Genomic DNA, 19652 nt, shown 5'->3' with positions numbered 1-19652 from the left:
ACCAAAAAAATAAATACATTGAAAACAAAAGCTTCCATTATTGATAGTGCTAAAGAAACTATTAAATTAGAGGGACAGTCCATATTAAATCTATCCAATTTAGTAGATAATGACTTTGCTGAAGCTGTCCAATTAATATACAATAGTAAGGGTCGTGTAATTATTACTGGTATTGGTAAAAGTGCCATTATAGCTACAAAAATCGTTGCTACTTTAAATTCAACTGGGACGCCATCTGTGTTTATGCATGCTGCAGATGCCATACATGGTGACCTAGGACTTATACTTGAAGACGATGTTGTAATTTGTATTTCTAAAAGCGGAAACACACCAGAAATTAAAGTTTTAGTGCCTTTAATAAAAAACGCTAAAAATAAAATGATAGCTATTACTGGTAATAAAGAGTCATTTTTAGGCCAACAAGCTGACTATATTTTAAATGCTTTTGTACAAAAAGAAGCTTGTCCAAATAATTTAGCGCCTACTACAAGTACAACTGCCCAATTAGTTTTAGGTGATGCTTTAGCAGTAAGCCTATTAGAATTACGTGGTTTTTCTAGTAAAGACTTTGCTAAATACCATCCTGGTGGTGCTTTAGGTAAAAAATTATATTTACGTGTGCATGATATTGCATCTGTTAATCAAAAACCTGAAGTAACATTAGAGACTAACATTAAAGAAGTTATTATTGAAATTTCTGAAAAAATGTTAGGCGTTACTGCTGTTACAGAAAACAATAAAATTGTAGGTATCATTACAGATGGAGATTTAAGACGTATGCTTAGTAAAGTGGATAACTTTAGCAATTTGACTGCTAAAGATATCATGAGTGCTAATCCTAAACGTATTGAAGAAGACGCTATGGCTATTGATGCTATGGAACTTTTAGAAACCTATGGTATTTCTCAGATTTTAGTAGAAAACAATAGTAAATATGCTGGTGTTGTACATATCCACGATTTAATTAGAGAAGGTATAATATAATGGCAAAAAAAGATGTAAACGAGATGTCCTTTCTGGATCATCTTGAAGATTTAAGATGGCATTTAATTAGGATTGTTGCTGCTGTTGTTATTTGTGGTTTGGTAGCGTTTTGTTTTCCAAGTATCATGTTTGACAACGTATTATTTGCACCACAAAAAATGAGTTTTCCAACCTACCAATGGTTGTGTCAAATGTCTCAGTTTTTTGGTATTGAAGATATTAGTTTTTGCGCAGACGAGTTTCCGTTTATCATTCAAAACCGTGAAATGGCTGGACAATTCTCCATTCATATTTGGACCTCCATTTATGCTGGTTTTATAGTAGCATTTCCGTATGTGATTTATCAATTATGGCGATTTATTAGTCCTGGTTTAACTTCAAAAGAAAAAAGAACGTCTACAGGTTTCATAATCATTTCATCTTTATTATTTTTTATGGGTGTCCTGTTTGGATATTACATAATTACACCTTTATCCATAAACTTTTTAGGAACCTACTCTGTGAGTAGTGAAGTATCAAACGAAATTGATATTGCCTCCTATGTTGGGTTAATCAGAGCGTCTGTATTAGCTTCTGGTATCATTTTTGAATTACCTATATTAATCTACTTTTTAACTAAAGTTGGTTTAGTAACACCTCAGTTTTTGCGTAAATACCGCAAATTTGCTTTGGTAATAGTACTTATTGTGTCAGCAGTAATTACACCTCCAGATGTGGCTAGTCAAATTATAGTAGCCATTCCAGTTTTAATATTATATGAGATAAGTATACATATCTCTAGAATTGTTATAAAGAAAGAAAATAAAAACAAAACAAATGTCAGAACAAGTTAAAGAGTTTAACGACTATCGCGAGAAAATGAATCAGAAGATTTTGGGCGATAATAACAAAATAATCAAACGTATTTTTAATTTAGATACTAATGCGTTTACTGAAGGCGCTTTGGATGTTAAAACCAAAGAACTTTTAGGTTTGGTAGCCAGCACAGTTTTACGTTGTGATGACTGCGTAAAGTACCATTTAGAGTCAAGTTACAGAGAAGGACTTACTAAAGAGCAGGTCATGGAAACACTAAGTATTGCAACTTTAATTGGTGGTACCATAGTTATACCTCACCTAAGACGTGCGTATGAGTATTGGGAAGCTTTAGAAGCCCAAGACCAACAATAATAGGTTAAACTTTATATAAATTAAAGTGCCTTTTTTAGAAGTTATACTGAAATGCTTACTTTTAAAGCAATTAAACACACAAAATGAAGCTTAGAGCCGAACATTTAATGAAGTCCTACAATGGACGTAAAGTAGTAAAAGATGTCTCTTTAGAGGTTAGTCAAGGCGAAATTGTTGGGCTTTTAGGTCCCAATGGTGCTGGTAAAACGACCTCGTTTTATATGACAGTAGGATTAGTCAAACCTAATGCTGGAAATATATTTTTAGACAATACTAATATTACTAAATATCCAATGTATAAGCGTGCCCAAAATGGTATTGGCTATTTAGCTCAAGAGGCTTCAGTGTTTAGAAAATTAAGCATCGAAGACAATATTTTAAGTGTACTACAACTAACCAAACTGAGTAAAAAAGAACAATTACACAGGATGGAAGCTTTAATTGACGAGTTTAGTTTAGGTCATATCCGTAAAAACAGAGGGGATTTATTATCTGGTGGTGAACGACGTCGTACAGAAATTGCACGTGCACTTGCTACAGACCCTAGTTTTATATTGCTAGACGAACCTTTTGCTGGAGTAGATCCAGTAGCTGTTGAAGACATCCAACGTATTGTGGCCCAACTAACAAAAAAGAACATTGGAATTTTAATTACGGATCACAATGTACAAGAAACTTTAGCAATTACTGACAGAACCTATTTAATGTTTGAAGGAAGCATCCTTAAAGCTGGTGAGCCTGAAGAACTAGCTAATGATGAAATGGTACGTAAAGTCTACTTAGGTCAAAACTTTGAGTTACGTAAAAAGAAAATCAGAGATTAAAGTCTCAACACAATTATAATTAAAAAGCCCAATTGAAATTTCAATTGGGCTTTTTAAATTTTTAAGGTACTGGGTATTAGACTTGCTCTTTATTTGTAGCATCAACTTTACCCTTAGCATTTTCTGCTATAATCTTCTTTTGATAACGACCTTGTACGATATCTGTAATGACTAAAATAGCAATTACAAAATAGAAGGTTGTTTTACTCATAGACTCAATTGGATTTCCAAATAACTTTAAATGCGCTAAATGACCACCTTCTGTTATAAGCATTATTCCTACTATAAATAAGATAAATAGACCTAAGACTTCGTACATTCTATTTTTTGCTAAAAATGCCGAAATACGATCTGCTAATATCAACATTAACAAACCACTAATAATAATAGCAATAGCCATGACTATAAAAGCGGTTGTACTGTTTTCAATATCACTTGTCAATCCAATAGCTGCAAGAATTGAGTCGAATGAAAACACTAAATTCATGATTACAATACTAGTAATTACAGCATTAGATGTTTTTCTACTTTTACCAGTTCCTTCAATGTCATGATTTAAATCTGGAGCACCAATCATGTGCCAAATTTCTTTAATAGCAGTATATAAAATAAAACCACCTCCTGCTAATACAATTAAACTATGACCATTAAATTCAAACGATGCAATTTCGCCAATGTGTCCAGTTAAAAACTCAAAAGGTTCTTGAAAAAAACCAATAATTCTTACCAAAACAAACAACAATACAATTCGCAATACTATTGCAATTAATATCCCTACTTTTCTAACGCGCTTTTGATCGTCTTGAGGTGCTTTTTTTGACTCTAATGAAATGTATAATAAGTTGTCAAAACCTAAAACAGCTTGGAGTAAAACAAGCATTAATAATGTAAAAATAATTTCTAGCATAATAAGTATTAATTGATGTTATTGAATAAAGATAATAATATGTATAAGAGAATAATAATAGGTATTGCTGCAAATTGTAAAACAATTATAAGCACAAATGCTAAAATAATAAATATGTAACGTACTGCATTAGGCTTAAAACTCCAACTTTTAAACTTTAAAGCAAATAGTTTAACAGAAGCATTTAAAATATAGCAACTAACAATAGTTAGTAAGACTAAAAACCAAGGATTTAAAATAATCGCATTTATAGCATCATTATTCTGAAACTCTAAAATTAAAGGTAAAGACAATATTAATAAGGCATTAGCTGGAGTTGGCAAGCCTTTAAAATAATTTTGTTGCTCTTGATCAATGTTAAAACGTGCTAGACGATAGGCTGATGCTAAAGTCACAAACAATCCAATAAATGGCAATATATTTAAATGGTAATCTGTCCATTGCATAGTTTCTGACCATTCATTAATAGGTGTAACCGCTTTATTGTTTGTAGCTAACTCTAATAGTTTAAACAATACAATTCCTGGTACTAAACCACTAGTAACCATATCTGCCAAACTATCTAATTGTAAACCAAGCTCGCTTTGAACTTTTAATTTTCTGGCTAAAAGCCCATCAAAAAAATCAAAAAACACGCCTAAAAAAACAAAGAATGCTGCAAATATAAAATGACTATTAACTGCAAAAATTACTGCTATGCTTCCGCATAATAAATTAAGAAGCGTAACAAAATTTGGTATAAAAGCTTTGATGTTCATGTAATAGTTTTTGGTAAAAATAACAAAGTATTTGGGTCTATTCCAAACCCTAAGCAATATACTATTAAAATTGAAGTTTAATATATAGAAAAATTATACCATCTTTGTAAAAAAATTGAACTTGAAAGCACGTTTACTATCTTTTCTATTATTAACTGTATCGCTTACCATGGCTCAAACGACACGTAAATATTCTAACGAATTTATGAATATAGGTGTAGACGCAGCTGCTTTAGGTTTAAGTAACGCAACGGTAGCTAGATCAAACGATGTTAATGCTGGATATTGGAATCCTGCTGGTTTAATTCATCTTGAAGACAACCAATTAGCATTAATGCATTCCAGTTACTTTGCTAATATTGCTAATTACGATTATGCTGCATTTGCAATGCCTCTTGACGACCAAAGTGCTTTTGGAGTCTCATTAATTCGTTTTGCTGTAGATGATATTTTAGATACCACACAATTAATTGATGACCAAGGAAATGTAAATTATGATCGTATAAGCTTGTTCTCTACAGCAGACTATGGTGTAACGTTTTCTTATGCAAGAAATCTTCCTATTCAAGGATTAAGTTATGGTGTTAATGCCAAAATTATTAGACGTATTATCGGAGATTTTGCTAAAAGTTGGGGATTTGGTTTGGATGCTGCTATTCAGTTTGAAACTGAAAACAACTGGAAATTTGGTGTTATGGCTCGTGATATTACCACGACTTTTAATGCTTGGACAATCAACGAAGATGAGTTTGCTAAAGTGCAAAATGCTGTTGAAGGTCAAAATCAAGAATTACCAGAAACTACCGAAATTACCATACCTAAGCTACAAATAGGTATCGCAAAATCATATCGTTTTCATTATGACTATACTTTAGATGCCGAACTGGATTTAAACGTTCGTTTTGAAGAAAATAACGATGTGATCTCAACGTCTTTTGCAAGTATAAATCCTGCTTTAGGATTTCAATTTGGTTACATAGACATGATTTATTTAAGAACTGGAGTTGGTAATTTTCAAAACGAATTACAAATAGATAACTCTGAAGACTTAACCTTCCAACCAAGTTTTGGTGTTGGTTTCAAATATAAAGGCATTCATGTAGATTATGCCTTTACAGATATTGGTGACCAAAGTGTTGCTTTATATTCTAATGTGTTTTCGTTAAAATTAGACTTTAGTGTTTTTAGATAAGTTATCTTTGTAACATGAAATTAGTACTACAAATTCTCTTTTTATGTTGGGCAACTTTAGGTTGGTCTCAAAATCTTCAATTATCAAAAGACACTACTGTTAGTGTCATCACTTTTGGACCAGGAAATAACCTAAACGATGCTTTTGGTCATAATGCTATTCGAGTTAAATCACGATTTTTTGATATAGCTTATGATTTTGGTAGATACGATTTTGATGCACCTAATTTCTATTTAAATTTCGCCAGAGGTAAATTAAACTATTTACAAGGAAAAAGTAACTACAAAAACCTAATGTCATTTTATAAAAATGAAGATAGGTCCATTACAGAGCAAACTTTAAACTTAACAACAACACAAAAACAAGACCTTTATAATACTTTAGAAGCCAATTACAAAAAAGAGCAAGGCGCTTATCTCTATGACTTTTTTTATGATAATTGTGCTACAAAAATTAGAGATATAGTTGAAACCACTTTGGATGGTCAATTAGTTTATAATTTACCTAAAGACTATCAAGAACAGACTTTTAGACAATTAATAGATCACAATTTACATTGGAATACTTGGGGAAGCTTTGGTATTGACATTGCTTTAGGATCTATTATCGATCGTAAAGCAACTGCTAGAGAACAATTATTTTTACCAGAAAAAGTTAATGCTTTTTTTAATAGTGCGACATTAAAAAACAACAATCAAAAACTTGTCGATAACAACAAAGTAGTCTATTCCAAGCAAGGTATAAACGGTAATAAAACTAGCTCGTTTTTAACTAGTCCTTTATTTATACTAATAATAGTCGCTGGTGTAATACTATTTATAACGTATAAAGATTACAAAAACAATACTAGATCTAAGGGCTTAGATTTAGTCATTTTTATAATGACTGGTGGTGTAGGATTGCTTCTGTTTTTATTATGGTTTGCAACAGACCATACAGCAACTGCTTATAATTATAACGTTCTTTGGGCATTTCCGTTAAGCTTATTTTGCATATTACAAATCTTAAAAGCGACACCAAAACAATGGTACATCGCTTACATCAAATTTATGATACTAATGTTGTGTTTAATGGTTATGCATTGGACCATTGGTGTACAACGCTTTGCTCCTGCCTTAGTCCCATTAGTTATAGCTTTAGCAGTAAGATACATCTACCTTTTACAATTTTATAAAGCAAAGCGACAAACGGTTTAAAATTAAAATAGCTTACTGACCTCTAAAAAAGATCATTGTGCTTAAGGTTTTAATAATAATATTAATGTCCAATAAAAAGCTACGGTGTTTAATGTAATATAAATCAAACTGAAGCTTAAGTAAGCTATCATCTACACTAGATCCATATCGTGCATTAACTTGAGCCCAACCTGTAAGACCAGGCTTAACGATATGTCTGGTTTCGTAAAACGGAATCACTTGAGACAATTCATTAACAAAATAAGGACGTTCTGGTCGTGGACCTATCAAACTCATATCGCCTTTAAGAATATTGATAAACTGAGGAAACTCATCCAAACGACTCACTCTTAAAAACTTACCAAAACTAGTAATACGACTATCATTTTTTGTAGCCCAAACTGCTCCTGAAGTTTCCGCATGCTTGACCATAGTTCTAAATTTAAAAATCTTAAACGGAATCCCGTTTTCCCCAACACGCTCTTGGGTATAAAACAAACGACCACGATTACCTATAAGATTACCAAATAATACTAATGGTACAATACAGCTACCAACTGTTAATCCAATTAAAGAGACAACAAGATCAAGTATACGTCTGTAGGTCAAGTATAATTTATTTTTATTGTTACGGCTAAAAGGAAAATATTTATAAAAATCCTTACCTACAAACTGCACTGGGACACGATAGGTAATATCTTCATAAACCTGTGTGTATTCCTTTATAGGAAATCCCTTTTCAAGCAATGAAATTAAATCACTATAAATAGAAGGTGTTATATTTTCAGAGTTATAACTCGCTATGACAACTTCTGAAATCCCTTCTTTTTCAATTATAGATTGTAGTTCTGAAGGTTGATATTCTGTTAATCCATTAAATATAATAGTCTCTTGTTTAGCTATCTCACAATTAATAAAACCTATGATTTTATAATTGGGATCTGCGTTTGCAAAGGCATCTATAATGGCCTTAATATTAGAAGTTTCACCTACCAATAATACTTTTTTAAAAAACCGTGGTGACGAAATAAAGGTGATATACATCCAACGCCAAACATATAAACCAATTAAAATAGCGAGATAAAAATACAGAATTTGCAATCTGTTTTCTGGTAGAGAAGGCGTATAAAAAGGGGTTAATAAATAAAATAAAACGGTTACAGAGGTGGTTAATAAAACGGTACCTATAACCGTGTCTAAACGACTAGACTTTTGTAGATCATACAGTTCTAAAACTGTCCCAAAAACACTAACATAAATAGCTAAAACAACAAACCAAGCCCAATGTTGGGCATTGACATTAAAATAATCAAAGTCAAAAAAAGTACTTACACCATACAAAGACAGACCTATAAAAAGTAAGTCAAACAGACGTAATAATAGCTTACGTTCTGAGATTTCAAAATGAATACTTTGACGCGTGGACATTTAATGATTTAAATTTGGTTGTAGTCGTATAACTCCAAATATAGTAAGTAAATTGGCTTTAACAAGTTTTTTAGTATAAAGTAGAAATCCATTGTAATTTAACGGTATCCCAATCAAAACTTTCTGCTTGTTGTCTTGCATTATTAGCAACAGTTGATGCTAACGCTTTGTTATGATACAGCTGTAAAATAGCACTAACAAAAGCGTCTGTACTATTTGGTGGCACCAATACTCCTGTAGATTGGTCAGTAATTAAAAACGGAAGACCTCCAACATTGGTACTCACAATTGGCAAACCTAAAGCCATAGCTTCAATAATACTTACTGGAGTATTATCAAAATTAGTGGTGTTTATAAATAGATTATAAGAATTAGATAATGCAATCCATTCGTCCTTACTTAATTTCCCTGTAAAGGTGACATCAAGATTTAAAGATTTAGCATAGGCTTGTGTTGTAAACAAACTACCATCGTTATCTGGTCCAACCATACACAAACTAGCGGTATAACCTTGTGCTTTTAATTGACTTAAGATGTCTACTGCTAACTTAGGATTATACAGTTTTGAAAACGAACGTACCCAAAGTAATCGGATAGTATCCATTGGCCTCTTGGTAAAAGGATAATTATCAATAATAATACTGTTAGGGATGACTTTCACATTTTCATATCCAAAAGCTTGAAATGAGGATTTGAGATATTCTGAAGGTGAGATATTTATACAAGCCTTATCAAATAATTGCTTACAGAGCTTAGGGCTGTTTTTTAAACGATTAGGTAATTGTCCTCCATGTAAAATAGGGATGTATTTTAAGTTTAAAATTTGACATAATAAACCAACAGCGTAAGCGTAATAAAAATTTAAAGTACTATAAGTATCTATTAGTACATAGCTAGCTGTCTTACGATGCTTAAAAACCGTCCACAACATATCTACAAATCTAAATACAATGTTTTTATAACTAGAAGCATAAGTCACATTATAACCTGAAGCCTCTAGACCTTTACCCAAAGCCTCAATGGTCGTTATGGTTTTATTGTGCTTTGTTAATTTGTTTCCTATGTAAACGAGGTGTGTCATCTATGATGTGTAATAAACTTAATGCATAAATAAAAGCTGGTGCTGCAATACGCATCGCTGAGTGATTAATAGTGAGTAACCAAAACAAATAAAAGGAAAAAAGAGAACATTGCTTCGGTTTTGCAATCTAAAAAACAAGGGAACCAATAATAAAATTGTAAAAGCAATCACACCTAACAATCCATGTTCTGCAATAATACGACTCATTTCATTATGCGATGCAGCATGAATACCTGTTTTCTGGAAACGTAAATCTTTTATGCGACCTACTCCTACCCCTAAAAATGGATTTGCTAAAAACTCATCAAATTCTGCTAAAAACAGCGTGCCACGACCTGTAGTCACATCACTTTTTTCAACACCCATTGCATTTTGATTTGCGTAACGCTTTTCAATCATACCATTGGTTTGACTTGCTGAAATTATCCAAGTTGCAATACCAATAACAGTAAAACCCAATAACGAAAACAATAGATTCCGTTTTTGTTTAAGGGTTGTATGATTATACAAAATAACAACAAAAGCAACTATCATTATAATAGCTGTTAGTACACCTCCTCGACTAAACGTAACAATAGCTCTAAAAGCAAAAAGAAGAATTAACAACAAATCTAAATACCGCAACCACTTTGTTTTACTAAAATAAAAAAACGAACCGTCATTATAAAAAACCCAAGTCCTAACACTGTAGACATTTGGTTAGGTCCAAAACCTCCTGAAGCAGCAAAATTAGACCCTGTACTATTGGATACAGCTGCTACATTAGGATTATACATAATAACATAAATCAAAGTACTAACTAAAGGATAAACAGCATAATTAAGCATCCTACCTAATTGTGTTTTGGTTAATTTCAGGTTGTAACAAAATAAAGCTGCTATACCTAAACAAACAGGTCCACTAAGGTTAAATGCAATAGCTTTTCTTATATTTTGACCAATATCTAATAGGTATAATGAGACATAAATACTTGGAACCAAAAACAAAATGTATAATAAATACGTGGTTGCCTTTTTATTAAACCCATTATAAAACAAGCCTAAAACAGAAAATAAAATAATTAAATACTTACTAGCTTCATAAAACGGACCACTATTAGTCATTCTAAAAATAACTTCAGCACCAATAATGTATGCACAAGCAGAAACAATTACAGAGTTTTTATACTGTGGTTTAGCATATATTATTTTAAGTATTAAATACAAAACAACACCATAAAAATAAACCTGTCCTAAAGGTCTAAACAAGTATACCAAGACACCTATAATAACATGTAAGCCTAAAAGTTTTAAGTAATTATTTTGCATTCAAATGTTATAGTTGTGAATATCTATTGATTGTGGTTTTTAAGATGGCACGTTCAGAAAAATTATTAGCTATTAATACTTGTAATTTTTTAGAATGTGTTACTCTTAAATCTTCAGATTCAATATAAGACTGTAACGCCTTAAATAAGGCTAAATCATCTTTTGGTTCAACTAGTAAACCGGTTTCATTTGCTTCAATAACCTGACCACAATCTCCAACGTTAGTTGCTACAACTGCCAATCCTGACAAACCATATTCTAATAAAGACAAAGGTAAACCTTCTGACTGGGAAGATAAAACACCAATTGTACAAGCTTTTAATATTGCTGAAGTATCTGTACAGCTACCATGTAAAAAAACATGTTGATCTAAATGTGCACTCAAAATAAATTTAGAAATGTGTTTTGAATACTCATCCTTAAAATCTTTACCCACCAAATGTAGTGTCCATTCCGGATATTTAGCAACAAGTTTTTGAAAAGCCTGTAATAAATTAAAATGATCTTTTTGAGGTCTTAGATTAGCCAAACACACTATACGTTTTCCATATACGCCTTTTAATTGCGTTTCTAAATGAGTAGTTGATACAACTGCATAATTAGGCAAATAACTAACGGATTTCGTTTTTAAATGCGTTTGTGCCCAGTGTTTCAATTTTAAATTAACACTAAATATGTGGTTAAAATATCTAGAACAATAGTTCAAAATTTTTAATGGTCGTTGTTCCAAAAATTCACTTTGACCATAATGATCATGCCACACCATTTTAATTTTAGAATTTAGAACAACCATTAACGTAGCTAAAAAAAGAAGAAGAGTGCGCATGAATAATAGTTATTTTTTCTTTCTTAATAAACCGTAACAAAGTCCAAATAGCCTTAAAATCTAAAGTCTTAGTCTTGTTTAAAAACAAGTAACCAACCTGATTATTCAAACTAGATTTCAGCAAGCCTTCTGCTCTGGTGCTACATAAATAACTTTGTTCCACTTGATTTACCAAACCATTGGCATAATTAACAGCAACACGTTCTGCGCCTCCAGCATCTAAACTATCAATTAATTGAAGGACTCTCATTTATTTTTGTATTAATGTTTTAATTTCATCTTCAAATAAATCTAAAGTATAATACTGTGACCAAACCAAAGCGTCTCTAGACATTTCTTCTAATGTTTTAGTATTAGATAAAGCTACTTCAATGGTAGCAACTGCTTCATTTACGTTAGGTGCTATTAAAAGACCTCTATTACCATTATCTAACATATTTGGGACACAAGATATTGCTGTAGCAATAGGTATAACTCCAAAAAACATAGCTTCTGCTATCGCTTTTGGCCAACCTTCGGACTGAGAGGCTAATAGCGTAAAATGAGCAGCTTTTAATTGTTGTTTGACAATAGTACTGCTTTGATTTCCGTGTAAAACTATAATATTTTGCAATTGGTTTGTATCAATATAAGCTTGTAATTCTTGTTTTAATACACCATCGCCATATAAATCTAGTGTCACAGAATAGCCTTTATGGTGTAGTGCTTCTATAATTTGAATCGCTAATAATGGACGCTTACCACTAACCAAACTTCCTACAAATACAAACCCTAATGTTTTTGAGTAATCTTTTGTTTCAATTTTACATCGCTCAGCATCTGTATAAGTTGCAGTAAAAAATGGTTTAATATTTTTGGTTTGATTGTCCCACGCACCATACACTAAAACAGTCATATTTTTAGTCCAAAAGGTATTAGATAAAATACGTTTTTGAATACGATAACTTAAGGGTTGATTAGCCTTAGGGTCCCAATTACCTGCATATTTAGCGGTTTTTATTTTCTTCGGAAAAAAACTTGTAGTATGCAGCCTAATAATCCAATATTACCTGGACAACGTAAATGAATGTGATCAGCCCACAACATTCCGTTAAATAATTTTATAAATATAATAGGTAAAAAAGAAACTTTTTAACGCCTGTAACAGTGTTGTAAAATTTAAAGTTGGAATAGAAACGACTAAGGGATCCTTTTTAAAAGCTGAAGTCAACAATGGTCTGTTATATGTTGTAGGTGATACAATTTTAACGGTATCTACTGATTTAAACCAAATATCCATTTCACGAACATATGGACTGTAAGCCTGATAAACAGAATCTTTTTTTAACGTAGGTGCATTGGTAATGACTAAAAACTTCATTAAATATAACCGTTAGATGAATTTTGATTAACCACCTTTGCAGGCACACCCATAGCTGTCACATGGTTTGGTACAGTTTGAGTAACCAATGAGTTTGCAGCTATAACACTGTCGTTTCCAACTTGTATTGGTCCTGCAAGGACTGCATTGGCTCCTATATATACTGAATCTCCAATAGTTGGGACGCCTCTATTATCGCCTCGTCCACTAATACCTATGGTCACCCCTTGAGAAATGTTGCAATTATTTCCTATAGTTGCTTTAGCATTTATAATAATACCGCCAAAATGGCCAATATAAAATGACGATCCAATGGATACTGAAGCGGGAATGGAAATACCTGTAAAGACTTCAATTACTTTTTGCCATAACAAACATAAACCTAATAACAAATGTTTTACTCCAGGAATGTTTAATTGGTAACAACGGTGTGCAATCCTATATTGAAAAATAGCCCAAAACCCTTGTGTAAAGAAAATAATTGACAAGAAATGTCCGCCATACGACCGGTATTTTTTATAATCAGAAACTATTAATGCTAATAAAGACATGTATTGCTTTTAAGATTGAATGTTTGGTTTGCTAAATATAAGCGAAATCAAGCCAACAGTACGACCTAAAGTTTCAGTGAATGCTTCTTTTTTATTAGCGGTTGTAACAATATTAGTTGCACGAATTAAAGTTAACAAAATTGCTGTGGCATAAAACTTAAATTGAGCTTTTAATTTAGGTGTATCATATTTTACACGCCAAACATACCAGCCATTACGTACAACCATTTTTCCATATTTAAATTGATTGGGTCGTCCTGCTGCATCATGGTAATGCGCTAACTTAGCATTAGTATTAATATAAAGTTTACCTAATTCTGCTATACGTAACGAAAAATCGGCATCCTCATACAAACCATAACCTTCAAAATACGTTGAAAATGACAAGGTATTAAAAACCTCCTTTTTATAAGATGACACACCTCCCATTATCAACTCAACAGGATAAATTTTACCTGATGGTGGTAAAAAACCAACAGAACGACCATGAGAAAAAGTAGGCAAGATTCCTGGATTAGTATCTGGTTGCAAGCCCAAAAGATGCCTCATTTTAAATCTTGAAGACTCGTTGCGCATCCAACCATCATAATAAAACTTATGTTTAGTATGATCATGATCACTTAACTGCCAAACAACCTCGTTTGTAATGTATCCGCCTACAGCTAAAGCTTCTGGATACAATGCATAAGTATCTATAAGCTGTTCAAAATAGTCTGGTTCTAAAACAACATCGTCATCTAAAAAGCAAACAATATTTGATGTGGCACTCACTATATTTATACCGTAATTGCGTTGCTTGGTTAAACCACGATTTGTTTTGTCAACTTTATAATAACTTAAATTATCAAACGCATTGTTTTGTAAAACATGCTTAGTATCATCATTTACAGACCCATCAACAATAATAATTTCATTGGGATATAAAGTTTGTCTGTTGACCGACTCCAATAATGTTAAGAGTGGCTTTGGACGCATGTAAGTACAAATTATCAGAGAAAACTTCATATTCTATTTTGTACGTTTACCTAGTGCCATTAATTTTTCAGCATAAAAAACCGATTTCTTATACTGCAATAAGCGTTTTGGTAATTTTATAATTTTAATAGGCCATTCTATGATTTTGGCTTTTGTAAAATAAAATACAAAGTACTTAATTTTATATTCTTTACGCTGCCTTGCTGTAAAATGCTTGTGCAATTGATACATTATAGTTGGGCTAGGTTTTGGTACAATATGTTTTACAGGTGTGTCTAATTCCCAAGGTTGTTGTTTTCTTTGTTTTCCTTTTATTTTGGCTTGTGTTCCCCAAAAACGATACCCTCCAATAGGTGGTTTTAAATGTAAATTGGCAGAAAACGGATTGTGTAAAACCGTTACGCCTAGTTTGGTAATAGCCATTCCAAAATCGCTATCTTCACCATAACCTCCATCATAATTTATATCGTTACCAACAAGTTTGTCTACTATACGTTTTGAAACACAGGAATTAGCATTACTAAACGATTGGGCTGCTCCAACCTTCCAACGTTGACTATCAAAAGCTTTTAATTTAACATCTAAATCCTCTAATGTTTGTTGTTGGTGGTCTGCTCTTATGTCTAAGCCATTACAAGCTTCCGCGTTATAAGTCTGTAATAGTTTTATATGGTTTTCTATAAATTCTGGTGGTATGCGTATATCGTCATCTCCAAATACAATATAATCTCCTGTACATAAATCTATAGCTTCGTTTCGTGCTCTACAACTCCCTTTAGACGTTTGCCATTTAAAAACGACTTTAAATGAATAGTTTTCAGGTTTATATAACGAAAGCACTCTTTTATCTTCTGGTGTTGCGTCTACAACGACTACTTCTGTTGGTTTATAAGTTTGATGCTCTAAATCATTTAATAGATTTAAAGTAAAGTCTTGGCGCAACATTGTAGGTATAATATAACTTACTGAGGGTTGACCTTCAATAGCTTGTAAAGGTCTTGGTGAAACGACTCTAGTTTTAGACTTAAGCTTAAATTGCTTAGCATAATTATAAGCTTTTAGTTCACTAGGTTTCCATAAGCCTTTTCTCAATAACATATACAACACTTGCGAGCGTTTAAAACTTTTAAAATAAAAGGCATAAATGTCTTTTTTAGAAAGACTGACAGCTTCTATTTTTGCAGGAAACAATCCTTTAATATGCAAAGGTATGGCACCTTGATAACGCATACCATTAAAAGCATAATCTAAAGCTGCTGTTATTGGATTTAAATAATCGATATCAAAATCACCTAAGGTTTCCCACACACTTTCTCTAATAGCAAATTGGTTTGGGTTTAATCTCCAACTCACACAATGGTCTAAATTATCAAAATCATTACCATACCAAAAATAGACTACAGTTTGGTAAATTATATCAGGTAAACAATTTTTAAAACCTTGATCTAAACTACTGTGCCAAATATCACCTTCACCATTTGCTAAAGTATCTAGCAAATTTAAATCAGGAGTACCTACGTATAAAATAACGCTTCCGTTTGAGGCTTTAAATGTTTTAAAATTCATTTACAATTAGGGCTTTATAAATTGTGTATAAAAATCTACACTCTGTTGAGCTACAATTTCCGAACTAAACCGTTGTACTACTTTTTGTCTCGCTGCCTTAGAAAAGGTGTCACACAACGTTTGATCTTCCAAAAGTTTTATAATATTATCAGCATACTCTTGATGTGCTGTTGGATGTACTAAAAACCCGTTTTCACCATCATCAATAACTTCTTTAGCCCAACCAACATTGGACGCTACAATCGGCTTTTCTAAAGCCATAGCTTCTAACCAAGAAACAGGCAAAGCTTCTGCAAAGGTAGGGAATACACATAAACTAGCTGCGTTAATCTGTTCTCGCATTTTTGCGTAAGGTACAGCTCCTATGTAACTTACTTTTTGTAAAGCTGATTTAGCAAACAAAGGCTGCATTAATGCCCAAGTCGATTGCGATTGCGTTATAATATCAGGACTATCTTTTCCTACCAATAATAAAGTGGCGTCTGGATGTATTTGATTAACTATATTAAAAATATAAGGTAATTCTAACAATCCCTTTTTTCTTATTAGTGTTCCAAAATATAGTATGGTTTTAGTAGTAGTAGTGTCTATATTTAAATTAGAAGGTTTAAAGGCGTCTAACGCTATTGCGTTAGGGATCACTGTAAAAGGTCTATTTAAATTAAATAGTGTATTGGTTAAATCTCCAGTAAATTGACTCACTGCAATAATACCATCGACTTGCTTTAACGCTTGTTTTTCATGAAAACGATTAATTGCCTTAACAGGTCTTTGGTCTAAATGACAAAAGTAAGTATCACTTCCATTTTCTCTAATAACAATTGGACAGTTAACATTAATAAACGAAGCAATACCAGTCCAATCTGGAGCTTCAACAATATCTAATTTACCTGCTGTATGTAAACTATTGATTAGCTTTTGTATTTTTTTCGAGTTAAAAACCAAGACAAGCCTTTTAGCTTCGGGTTTTTAATTTTATAAAACTGAAGACCTTGATCTCTAAACTGAGCATCTTCATTTTGACCATAAATTAGTAATACTACCTCATGACCTAAGTTATGTAGTGCTAATGCTAGATGTTTGATACTGGTACCAATACCTCCAGAATGACCAATACGCTCATGCGGATACTCTGGTGTTAAAAAGGCTATTTTCATATTACACTTTATCTACATGATTAATAATTTTAGCTGGATTACCAGCTACAATTGTATTTTTTGGAATATCTCTAGTCACTACAGACCCTGCTCCTATTACAGCATTATCACCTATTGTTACGGGCTTTACTATCAAGCTATCCATACCTATAAAAACATTATCACCTATAATGATGTCTCCTGTCTTAAACTCTGAAACACCATCTTGAGATATAATGGGATAGTGATTAATAATTTTAACTCCAGTAGTTATGTAAACATTATCACCTATATGAGTATTTGATTTTTTCATAATATCAAATAAAACATTTGTACCAATAAAAACAGTTTTAGACTTCTTAAACTTAACGCCGCAACGCTTTAACAAAAAAGGTCTAAATGCTGGAGGAATAAAAAACTGCATGGATATATGCAATAGCAAAAAACTTAAAGCTTTTCTAAAAAACCTTAAAGAAAACATGTTATTCCATGTGGGTTTAAAAGTCATAATATAAACTTATGTATTATTAATAATCTCTAAAAACGAGAAGCTTTGAAACTAAAAACCGAAGAGGCATTAGCAAAACCACTGTTAAAATTGAGGACAACATGTATTTTAAATTTAATTTTAAACCAAAATTATATAAAAGATTGGCACACAAATAGAATAATAAAATAGAGCTAATATACCTAATTAGTTTTTTTGAACTATGCTTGGTTTTAAAAAGTAACTTTAATTGTATTGAATACAAAAAAATATAATTTAAACCATAAATTATAACAAATGAAATTGTTTTATCAATTTGGAAATAATCTACCAATATAAACAAACCTCCGAAAATAAAACCATAGCCAAAAATACTTATTAAAATATATCTAAAAACAAGTTTTTTATTTTTAGGGCTGATTAAATTTTCATAACTGAATAACTTCATAAATTATTGTCCACTTAATGTGTCTTTAATTTTAATCCCTTTGTTTTCAAAATAATTCTTTTTAGTGATATATAATATTTTTTCTTGATTTTGACGAATTCTATTTAACATGTCAGCGACAAAGGCTAACGTAATCACCATCAAAGACATACCACAAAGAGATAAAGCTATAAAACCTAAACTCTTATATGGTGTTATTTGACCAACGGTTAACCAATGCCATAATACAAAACTTCCTAAAAGCATCGCTAATATAAGTATTGCTATTGCTATTGTAATAAAAAACCTGAAAGGCTTATAATCTTTAAGACATTTAAAAATTATTATTGATGTTTTAAAAGCGTACTTAGTTATACTATTTGCTATTCTCGAGACTCTACCATCAAAATATTTAACAGTAATTGGAATTTGAGCAACACTTTTTCCTTTATTCAATAAGTCTAAAATAGTTTCATGGGTATATGTAAATTCTCCTTGCAAATTAAGATTCAAAAGACTTTCTTTTGAATACGCCCTAAATCCACAAGATACGTCTTGAATCTTTGTATTCCCAACATAGCTTACAATTTGACTGATTTTTTTATTTCCCCAAAATTTTATTTTTGGCATTCTTTCAGGTCTTTTATCGCTAAATCTATTACCTAATGTAAAATCTGCTTCGTTATTTAAAATAGGAGCTATCAAGTTTTTTATTTCCCCAACATCAAACTGTCCATCAGCATCAATACTGACCAAGACATCTGTATTAATTTGAAGGGCATAATCAATGGCTGTTTGAAAAGCACTTCCAACACCCTTATTGTAAGGGTGTGAAATTACAGTTGCACCTCCTCTTAATGCTTCTTCTTTTGTATTATCTATACTACCATCATTTACAACCAACACTTCTACAGTTTCAATCCCCTTAAAAAATCTTGGTATAGACTTGATAACATTGTAAATAGTTTCTGCCTCATTTAAAGCAGGCATATATATCAATAGTTTTTCTTTCATAACATACTATTTACAAATTATTATTTATTACAAAAAAATCTAACCTAATTTCATTAATTATATACAGAACAGATATTACTTGAGCCCCATAAATGTACCAACTATCTCTTAAATTGATTTTACGCCATAATAAATAGAAACCTAAAAAGAAACCTGGAAGTAAAACTAACCAATATCGACTAAAACCTGTTCCTGCAACAATAAATCCTAACATGACCAAAACTATAGCAGCAAACAACATTTTTGCTCCATATGTTTTACTCTTAAAAATATAGCCTAAAACAAATGCTAAAATTAAACCCAAGCTTATAATGTAACTTCTCAAGCCTGTTATGGGTAAAAACAAAGAAACAAACGCAGGTAATCCATTAATTTTACTAACCTCATGATGCTGAATTAATCCTAATCCACACTTAATATTGTATAGTAAAGGGTTATCCACCTTAAACCTATCAAAATAGCTTATTTCTGATAGGTTGCTATG

Annotated in this window: 25 protein-coding genes; 6 read left to right on the top strand and 19 right to left on the bottom strand. The window is 31.8% G+C overall.

Annotated elements, in window-relative coordinates; translation table 11 throughout:
- The first annotated feature begins 18 nt into the window (after nucleotides 1-18).
- The 4 genes from AC0L4B_RS09260 (at nucleotide 19) to lptB (ending at nucleotide 2978) form a co-directional block, all read left to right on the top strand.
- A complete protein-coding gene (locus tag AC0L4B_RS09260; RefSeq protein WP_473436672.1) occupies nucleotides 19-984 on the top strand; it encodes a KpsF/GutQ family sugar-phosphate isomerase in 966 nt (321 codons plus the stop codon).
- Nucleotides 984-1817, top strand: coding sequence for a twin-arginine translocase subunit TatC (gene tatC, locus AC0L4B_RS09255; RefSeq protein ID WP_473436671.1), 834 nt, complete (start codon nucleotides 984-986; stop codon nucleotides 1815-1817). Before AC0L4B_RS09260 ends, tatC begins: the two co-directional genes overlap by 1 nt.
- Complete coding sequence (locus AC0L4B_RS09250; protein WP_028289945.1) at nucleotides 1801-2154, top strand: carboxymuconolactone decarboxylase family protein; 354 nt, start codon at nucleotides 1801-1803, stop codon at nucleotides 2152-2154. The genes tatC and AC0L4B_RS09250 overlap by 17 nt, the downstream gene beginning before the upstream one ends.
- 83 nt (nucleotides 2155-2237) lie before the next feature.
- Complete coding sequence (lptB, locus tag AC0L4B_RS09245) at nucleotides 2238-2978, top strand: LPS export ABC transporter ATP-binding protein (protein WP_028289946.1); 741 nt, start codon at nucleotides 2238-2240, stop codon at nucleotides 2976-2978.
- 76 nt (nucleotides 2979-3054) lie between these two features.
- Here lptB and AC0L4B_RS09240 read toward each other — a convergent pair whose 3' ends face one another.
- Together AC0L4B_RS09240 and AC0L4B_RS09235 are read right to left on the bottom strand one after the other, a co-directional pair.
- Nucleotides 3055-3885, bottom strand: a complete 831-nt coding sequence (locus tag AC0L4B_RS09240; RefSeq protein ID WP_473436670.1) for a TerC family protein — start codon at nucleotides 3883-3885, stop codon at nucleotides 3055-3057.
- A gap of 8 nt (nucleotides 3886-3893) precedes the next feature.
- Nucleotides 3894-4643: a CDP-alcohol phosphatidyltransferase family protein gene (locus AC0L4B_RS09235; protein WP_473436669.1), complete on the bottom strand. Its 750-nt coding sequence runs from the start codon at nucleotides 4641-4643 to the stop codon at nucleotides 3894-3896.
- 121 nt (nucleotides 4644-4764) lie between these two features.
- Here AC0L4B_RS09235 and AC0L4B_RS09230 point away from each other — a divergent pair, with 121 nt between their 5' ends.
- Nucleotides 4765-5835, top strand: coding sequence for a putative type IX sorting system protein PorV2 (locus AC0L4B_RS09230; protein ID WP_473436668.1), 1071 nt, complete (start codon nucleotides 4765-4767; stop codon nucleotides 5833-5835).
- A gap of 14 nt (nucleotides 5836-5849) precedes the next feature.
- A complete protein-coding gene (locus AC0L4B_RS09225; protein WP_473436667.1) occupies nucleotides 5850-7031 on the top strand; it encodes a lipoprotein N-acyltransferase Lnb domain-containing protein in 1182 nt (393 codons plus the stop codon).
- Nucleotides 7032-7043: 12 nt separating this feature from the next.
- Here AC0L4B_RS09225 and AC0L4B_RS09220 read toward each other — a convergent pair whose 3' ends face one another.
- The 17 genes from AC0L4B_RS09220 to AC0L4B_RS09140 all read right to left on the bottom strand — a co-directional run bounded on the left by AC0L4B_RS09220 (nucleotide 7044) and on the right by AC0L4B_RS09140 (nucleotide 19610).
- Nucleotides 7044-8438 (bottom strand): sugar transferase, encoded by a 1395-nt coding sequence (locus AC0L4B_RS09220; protein ID WP_473436666.1) that lies wholly within the window; start codon nucleotides 8436-8438, stop codon nucleotides 7044-7046.
- Nucleotides 8439-8508: 70 nt separating this feature from the next.
- Nucleotides 8509-9519: a glycosyltransferase family 4 protein gene (locus tag AC0L4B_RS09215; RefSeq protein ID WP_473436665.1), complete on the bottom strand. Its 1011-nt coding sequence runs from the start codon at nucleotides 9517-9519 to the stop codon at nucleotides 8509-8511.
- 18 nt (nucleotides 9520-9537) lie between these two features.
- Nucleotides 9538-10143, bottom strand: a complete 606-nt coding sequence (locus tag AC0L4B_RS09210) for an O-antigen ligase family protein (protein ID WP_473436664.1) — start codon at nucleotides 10141-10143, stop codon at nucleotides 9538-9540.
- Nucleotides 10131-10826: a hypothetical protein gene (locus tag AC0L4B_RS09205; RefSeq protein ID WP_473436663.1), complete on the bottom strand. Its 696-nt coding sequence runs from the start codon at nucleotides 10824-10826 to the stop codon at nucleotides 10131-10133. The genes AC0L4B_RS09210 and AC0L4B_RS09205 overlap by 13 nt, the downstream gene beginning before the upstream one ends.
- Nucleotides 10827-10833: 7 nt before the next feature.
- Nucleotides 10834-11481 carry a glycosyltransferase gene (locus AC0L4B_RS09200; protein WP_473436662.1) on the bottom strand — a complete coding sequence of 216 codons (648 nt, stop codon included), beginning with the start codon at nucleotides 11479-11481 and terminating at the stop codon, nucleotides 10834-10836.
- A gap of 118 nt (nucleotides 11482-11599) precedes the next feature.
- A complete protein-coding gene (locus AC0L4B_RS09195; RefSeq protein WP_473436661.1) occupies nucleotides 11600-11902 on the bottom strand; it encodes a glycosyltransferase in 303 nt (100 codons plus the stop codon).
- Nucleotides 11903-12547 carry a glycosyltransferase family 4 protein gene (locus tag AC0L4B_RS09190; protein WP_473436660.1) on the bottom strand — a complete coding sequence of 215 codons (645 nt, stop codon included), beginning with the start codon at nucleotides 12545-12547 and terminating at the stop codon, nucleotides 11903-11905.
- Nucleotides 12548-12742: 195 nt separating this feature from the next.
- The gene (locus AC0L4B_RS09185; RefSeq protein WP_473436659.1) at nucleotides 12743-13012 is read right to left on the bottom strand and encodes a hypothetical protein; all 270 of its coding nucleotides are present in this window, start codon (nucleotides 13010-13012) and stop codon (nucleotides 12743-12745) included.
- On the bottom strand, nucleotides 13012-13563 hold the full coding sequence (locus tag AC0L4B_RS09180) for a serine O-acetyltransferase (RefSeq protein WP_473436658.1): 552 nt from the start codon (nucleotides 13561-13563) through the stop codon (nucleotides 13012-13014). Before AC0L4B_RS09180 ends, AC0L4B_RS09185 begins: the two co-directional genes overlap by 1 nt.
- A 9-nt stretch (nucleotides 13564-13572) precedes the next feature.
- Nucleotides 13573-14568: a glycosyltransferase family 2 protein gene (locus AC0L4B_RS09175; protein WP_473436657.1), complete on the bottom strand. Its 996-nt coding sequence runs from the start codon at nucleotides 14566-14568 to the stop codon at nucleotides 13573-13575.
- Between the two features lie 3 nt (nucleotides 14569-14571).
- Nucleotides 14572-16104, bottom strand: a complete 1533-nt coding sequence (locus AC0L4B_RS09170) for a glycosyltransferase family 2 protein (RefSeq protein WP_473436656.1) — start codon at nucleotides 16102-16104, stop codon at nucleotides 14572-14574.
- 6 nt (nucleotides 16105-16110) lie between these two features.
- Nucleotides 16111-17049: a glycosyltransferase family 4 protein gene (locus AC0L4B_RS09165; protein ID WP_473436655.1), complete on the bottom strand. Its 939-nt coding sequence runs from the start codon at nucleotides 17047-17049 to the stop codon at nucleotides 16111-16113.
- The gene (locus tag AC0L4B_RS09160) at nucleotides 17016-17261 is read right to left on the bottom strand and encodes a hypothetical protein (RefSeq protein ID WP_473436654.1); all 246 of its coding nucleotides are present in this window, start codon (nucleotides 17259-17261) and stop codon (nucleotides 17016-17018) included. Before AC0L4B_RS09160 ends, AC0L4B_RS09165 begins: the two co-directional genes overlap by 34 nt.
- 1 nt (nucleotide 17262) lies before the next feature.
- On the bottom strand, nucleotides 17263-17748 hold the full coding sequence (locus AC0L4B_RS09155; protein WP_473436653.1) for an acyltransferase: 486 nt from the start codon (nucleotides 17746-17748) through the stop codon (nucleotides 17263-17265).
- 19 nt (nucleotides 17749-17767) lie between these two features.
- Entirely contained in the window at nucleotides 17768-18175 is a 408-nt protein-coding gene (locus AC0L4B_RS09150; RefSeq protein WP_473436652.1) for a GtrA family protein, read from the bottom strand.
- Nucleotides 18176-18178: 3 nt separating this feature from the next.
- The gene (locus tag AC0L4B_RS09145) at nucleotides 18179-19168 is read right to left on the bottom strand and encodes a glycosyltransferase family 2 protein (protein ID WP_473436651.1); all 990 of its coding nucleotides are present in this window, start codon (nucleotides 19166-19168) and stop codon (nucleotides 18179-18181) included.
- Nucleotides 19169-19178: 10 nt separating this feature from the next.
- Entirely contained in the window at nucleotides 19179-19610 is a 432-nt protein-coding gene (locus tag AC0L4B_RS09140; protein ID WP_473436650.1) for a hypothetical protein, read from the bottom strand.
- Nucleotides 19611-19652 lie beyond the last annotated feature (42 nt).

The organism is Olleya sp. NP1-10 (genome assembly GCF_055804415.1).
The sequence above is the reverse complement of the archived record's forward strand: the minus strand, read 5'-3'. Positions and strand labels throughout refer to the sequence as shown.

What these genes read in the sequence shown, in the direction of transcription:
- AC0L4B_RS09250 (WP_028289945.1), top strand. Translation starts at nt 1,801, where the DNA reads ATGTCAGAACAAGTTAAAGAGTTTAACGACTATCGCGAGAAAATGAAT.
- tatC (WP_473436671.1), top strand. Translation starts at nt 984, where the DNA reads ATGGCAAAAAAAGATGTAAACGAGATGTCCTTTCTGGATCATCTTGAA.
- lptB (WP_028289946.1), top strand. Translation starts at nt 2,238, where the DNA reads ATGAAGCTTAGAGCCGAACATTTAATGAAGTCCTACAATGGACGTAAA.
- AC0L4B_RS09195 (WP_473436661.1), bottom strand. Translation starts at nt 11,902, where the DNA reads ATGAGAGTCCTTCAATTAATTGATAGTTTAGATGCTGGAGGCGCAGAA.
- AC0L4B_RS09150 (WP_473436652.1), bottom strand. Translation starts at nt 18,175, where the DNA reads ATGAAGTTATTCAGTTATGAAAATTTAATCAGCCCTAAAAATAAAAAA.
- AC0L4B_RS09240 (WP_473436670.1), bottom strand. Translation starts at nt 3,885, where the DNA reads ATGCTAGAAATTATTTTTACATTATTAATGCTTGTTTTACTCCAAGCT.
- AC0L4B_RS09155 (WP_473436653.1), bottom strand. Translation starts at nt 17,748, where the DNA reads ATGACTTTTAAACCCACATGGAATAACATGTTTTCTTTAAGGTTTTTT.
- AC0L4B_RS09160 (WP_473436654.1), bottom strand. Translation starts at nt 17,261, where the DNA reads ATGAAAATAGCCTTTTTAACACCAGAGTATCCGCATGAGCGTATTGGT.
- AC0L4B_RS09145 (WP_473436651.1), bottom strand. Translation starts at nt 19,168, where the DNA reads ATGAAAGAAAAACTATTGATATATATGCCTGCTTTAAATGAGGCAGAA.
- AC0L4B_RS09180 (WP_473436658.1), bottom strand. Translation starts at nt 13,563, where the DNA reads ATGTCTTTATTAGCATTAATAGTTTCTGATTATAAAAAATACCGGTCG.
- AC0L4B_RS09175 (WP_473436657.1), bottom strand. Translation starts at nt 14,568, where the DNA reads ATGAAGTTTTCTCTGATAATTTGTACTTACATGCGTCCAAAGCCACTC.
- AC0L4B_RS09170 (WP_473436656.1), bottom strand. Translation starts at nt 16,104, where the DNA reads ATGAATTTTAAAACATTTAAAGCCTCAAACGGAAGCGTTATTTTATAC.
- AC0L4B_RS09235 (WP_473436669.1), bottom strand. Translation starts at nt 4,643, where the DNA reads ATGAACATCAAAGCTTTTATACCAAATTTTGTTACGCTTCTTAATTTA.
- AC0L4B_RS09225 (WP_473436667.1), top strand. Translation starts at nt 5,850, where the DNA reads ATGAAATTAGTACTACAAATTCTCTTTTTATGTTGGGCAACTTTAGGT.
- AC0L4B_RS09205 (WP_473436663.1), bottom strand. Translation starts at nt 10,826, where the DNA reads ATGCAAAATAATTACTTAAAACTTTTAGGCTTACATGTTATTATAGGT.
- AC0L4B_RS09185 (WP_473436659.1), bottom strand. Translation starts at nt 13,012, where the DNA reads ATGAAGTTTTTAGTCATTACCAATGCACCTACGTTAAAAAAAGATTCT.
- AC0L4B_RS09190 (WP_473436660.1), bottom strand. Translation starts at nt 12,547, where the DNA reads ATGACTGTTTTAGTGTATGGTGCGTGGGACAATCAAACCAAAAATATT.
- AC0L4B_RS09220 (WP_473436666.1), bottom strand. Translation starts at nt 8,438, where the DNA reads ATGTCCACGCGTCAAAGTATTCATTTTGAAATCTCAGAACGTAAGCTA.
- AC0L4B_RS09215 (WP_473436665.1), bottom strand. Translation starts at nt 9,519, where the DNA reads ATGACACACCTCGTTTACATAGGAAACAAATTAACAAAGCACAATAAA.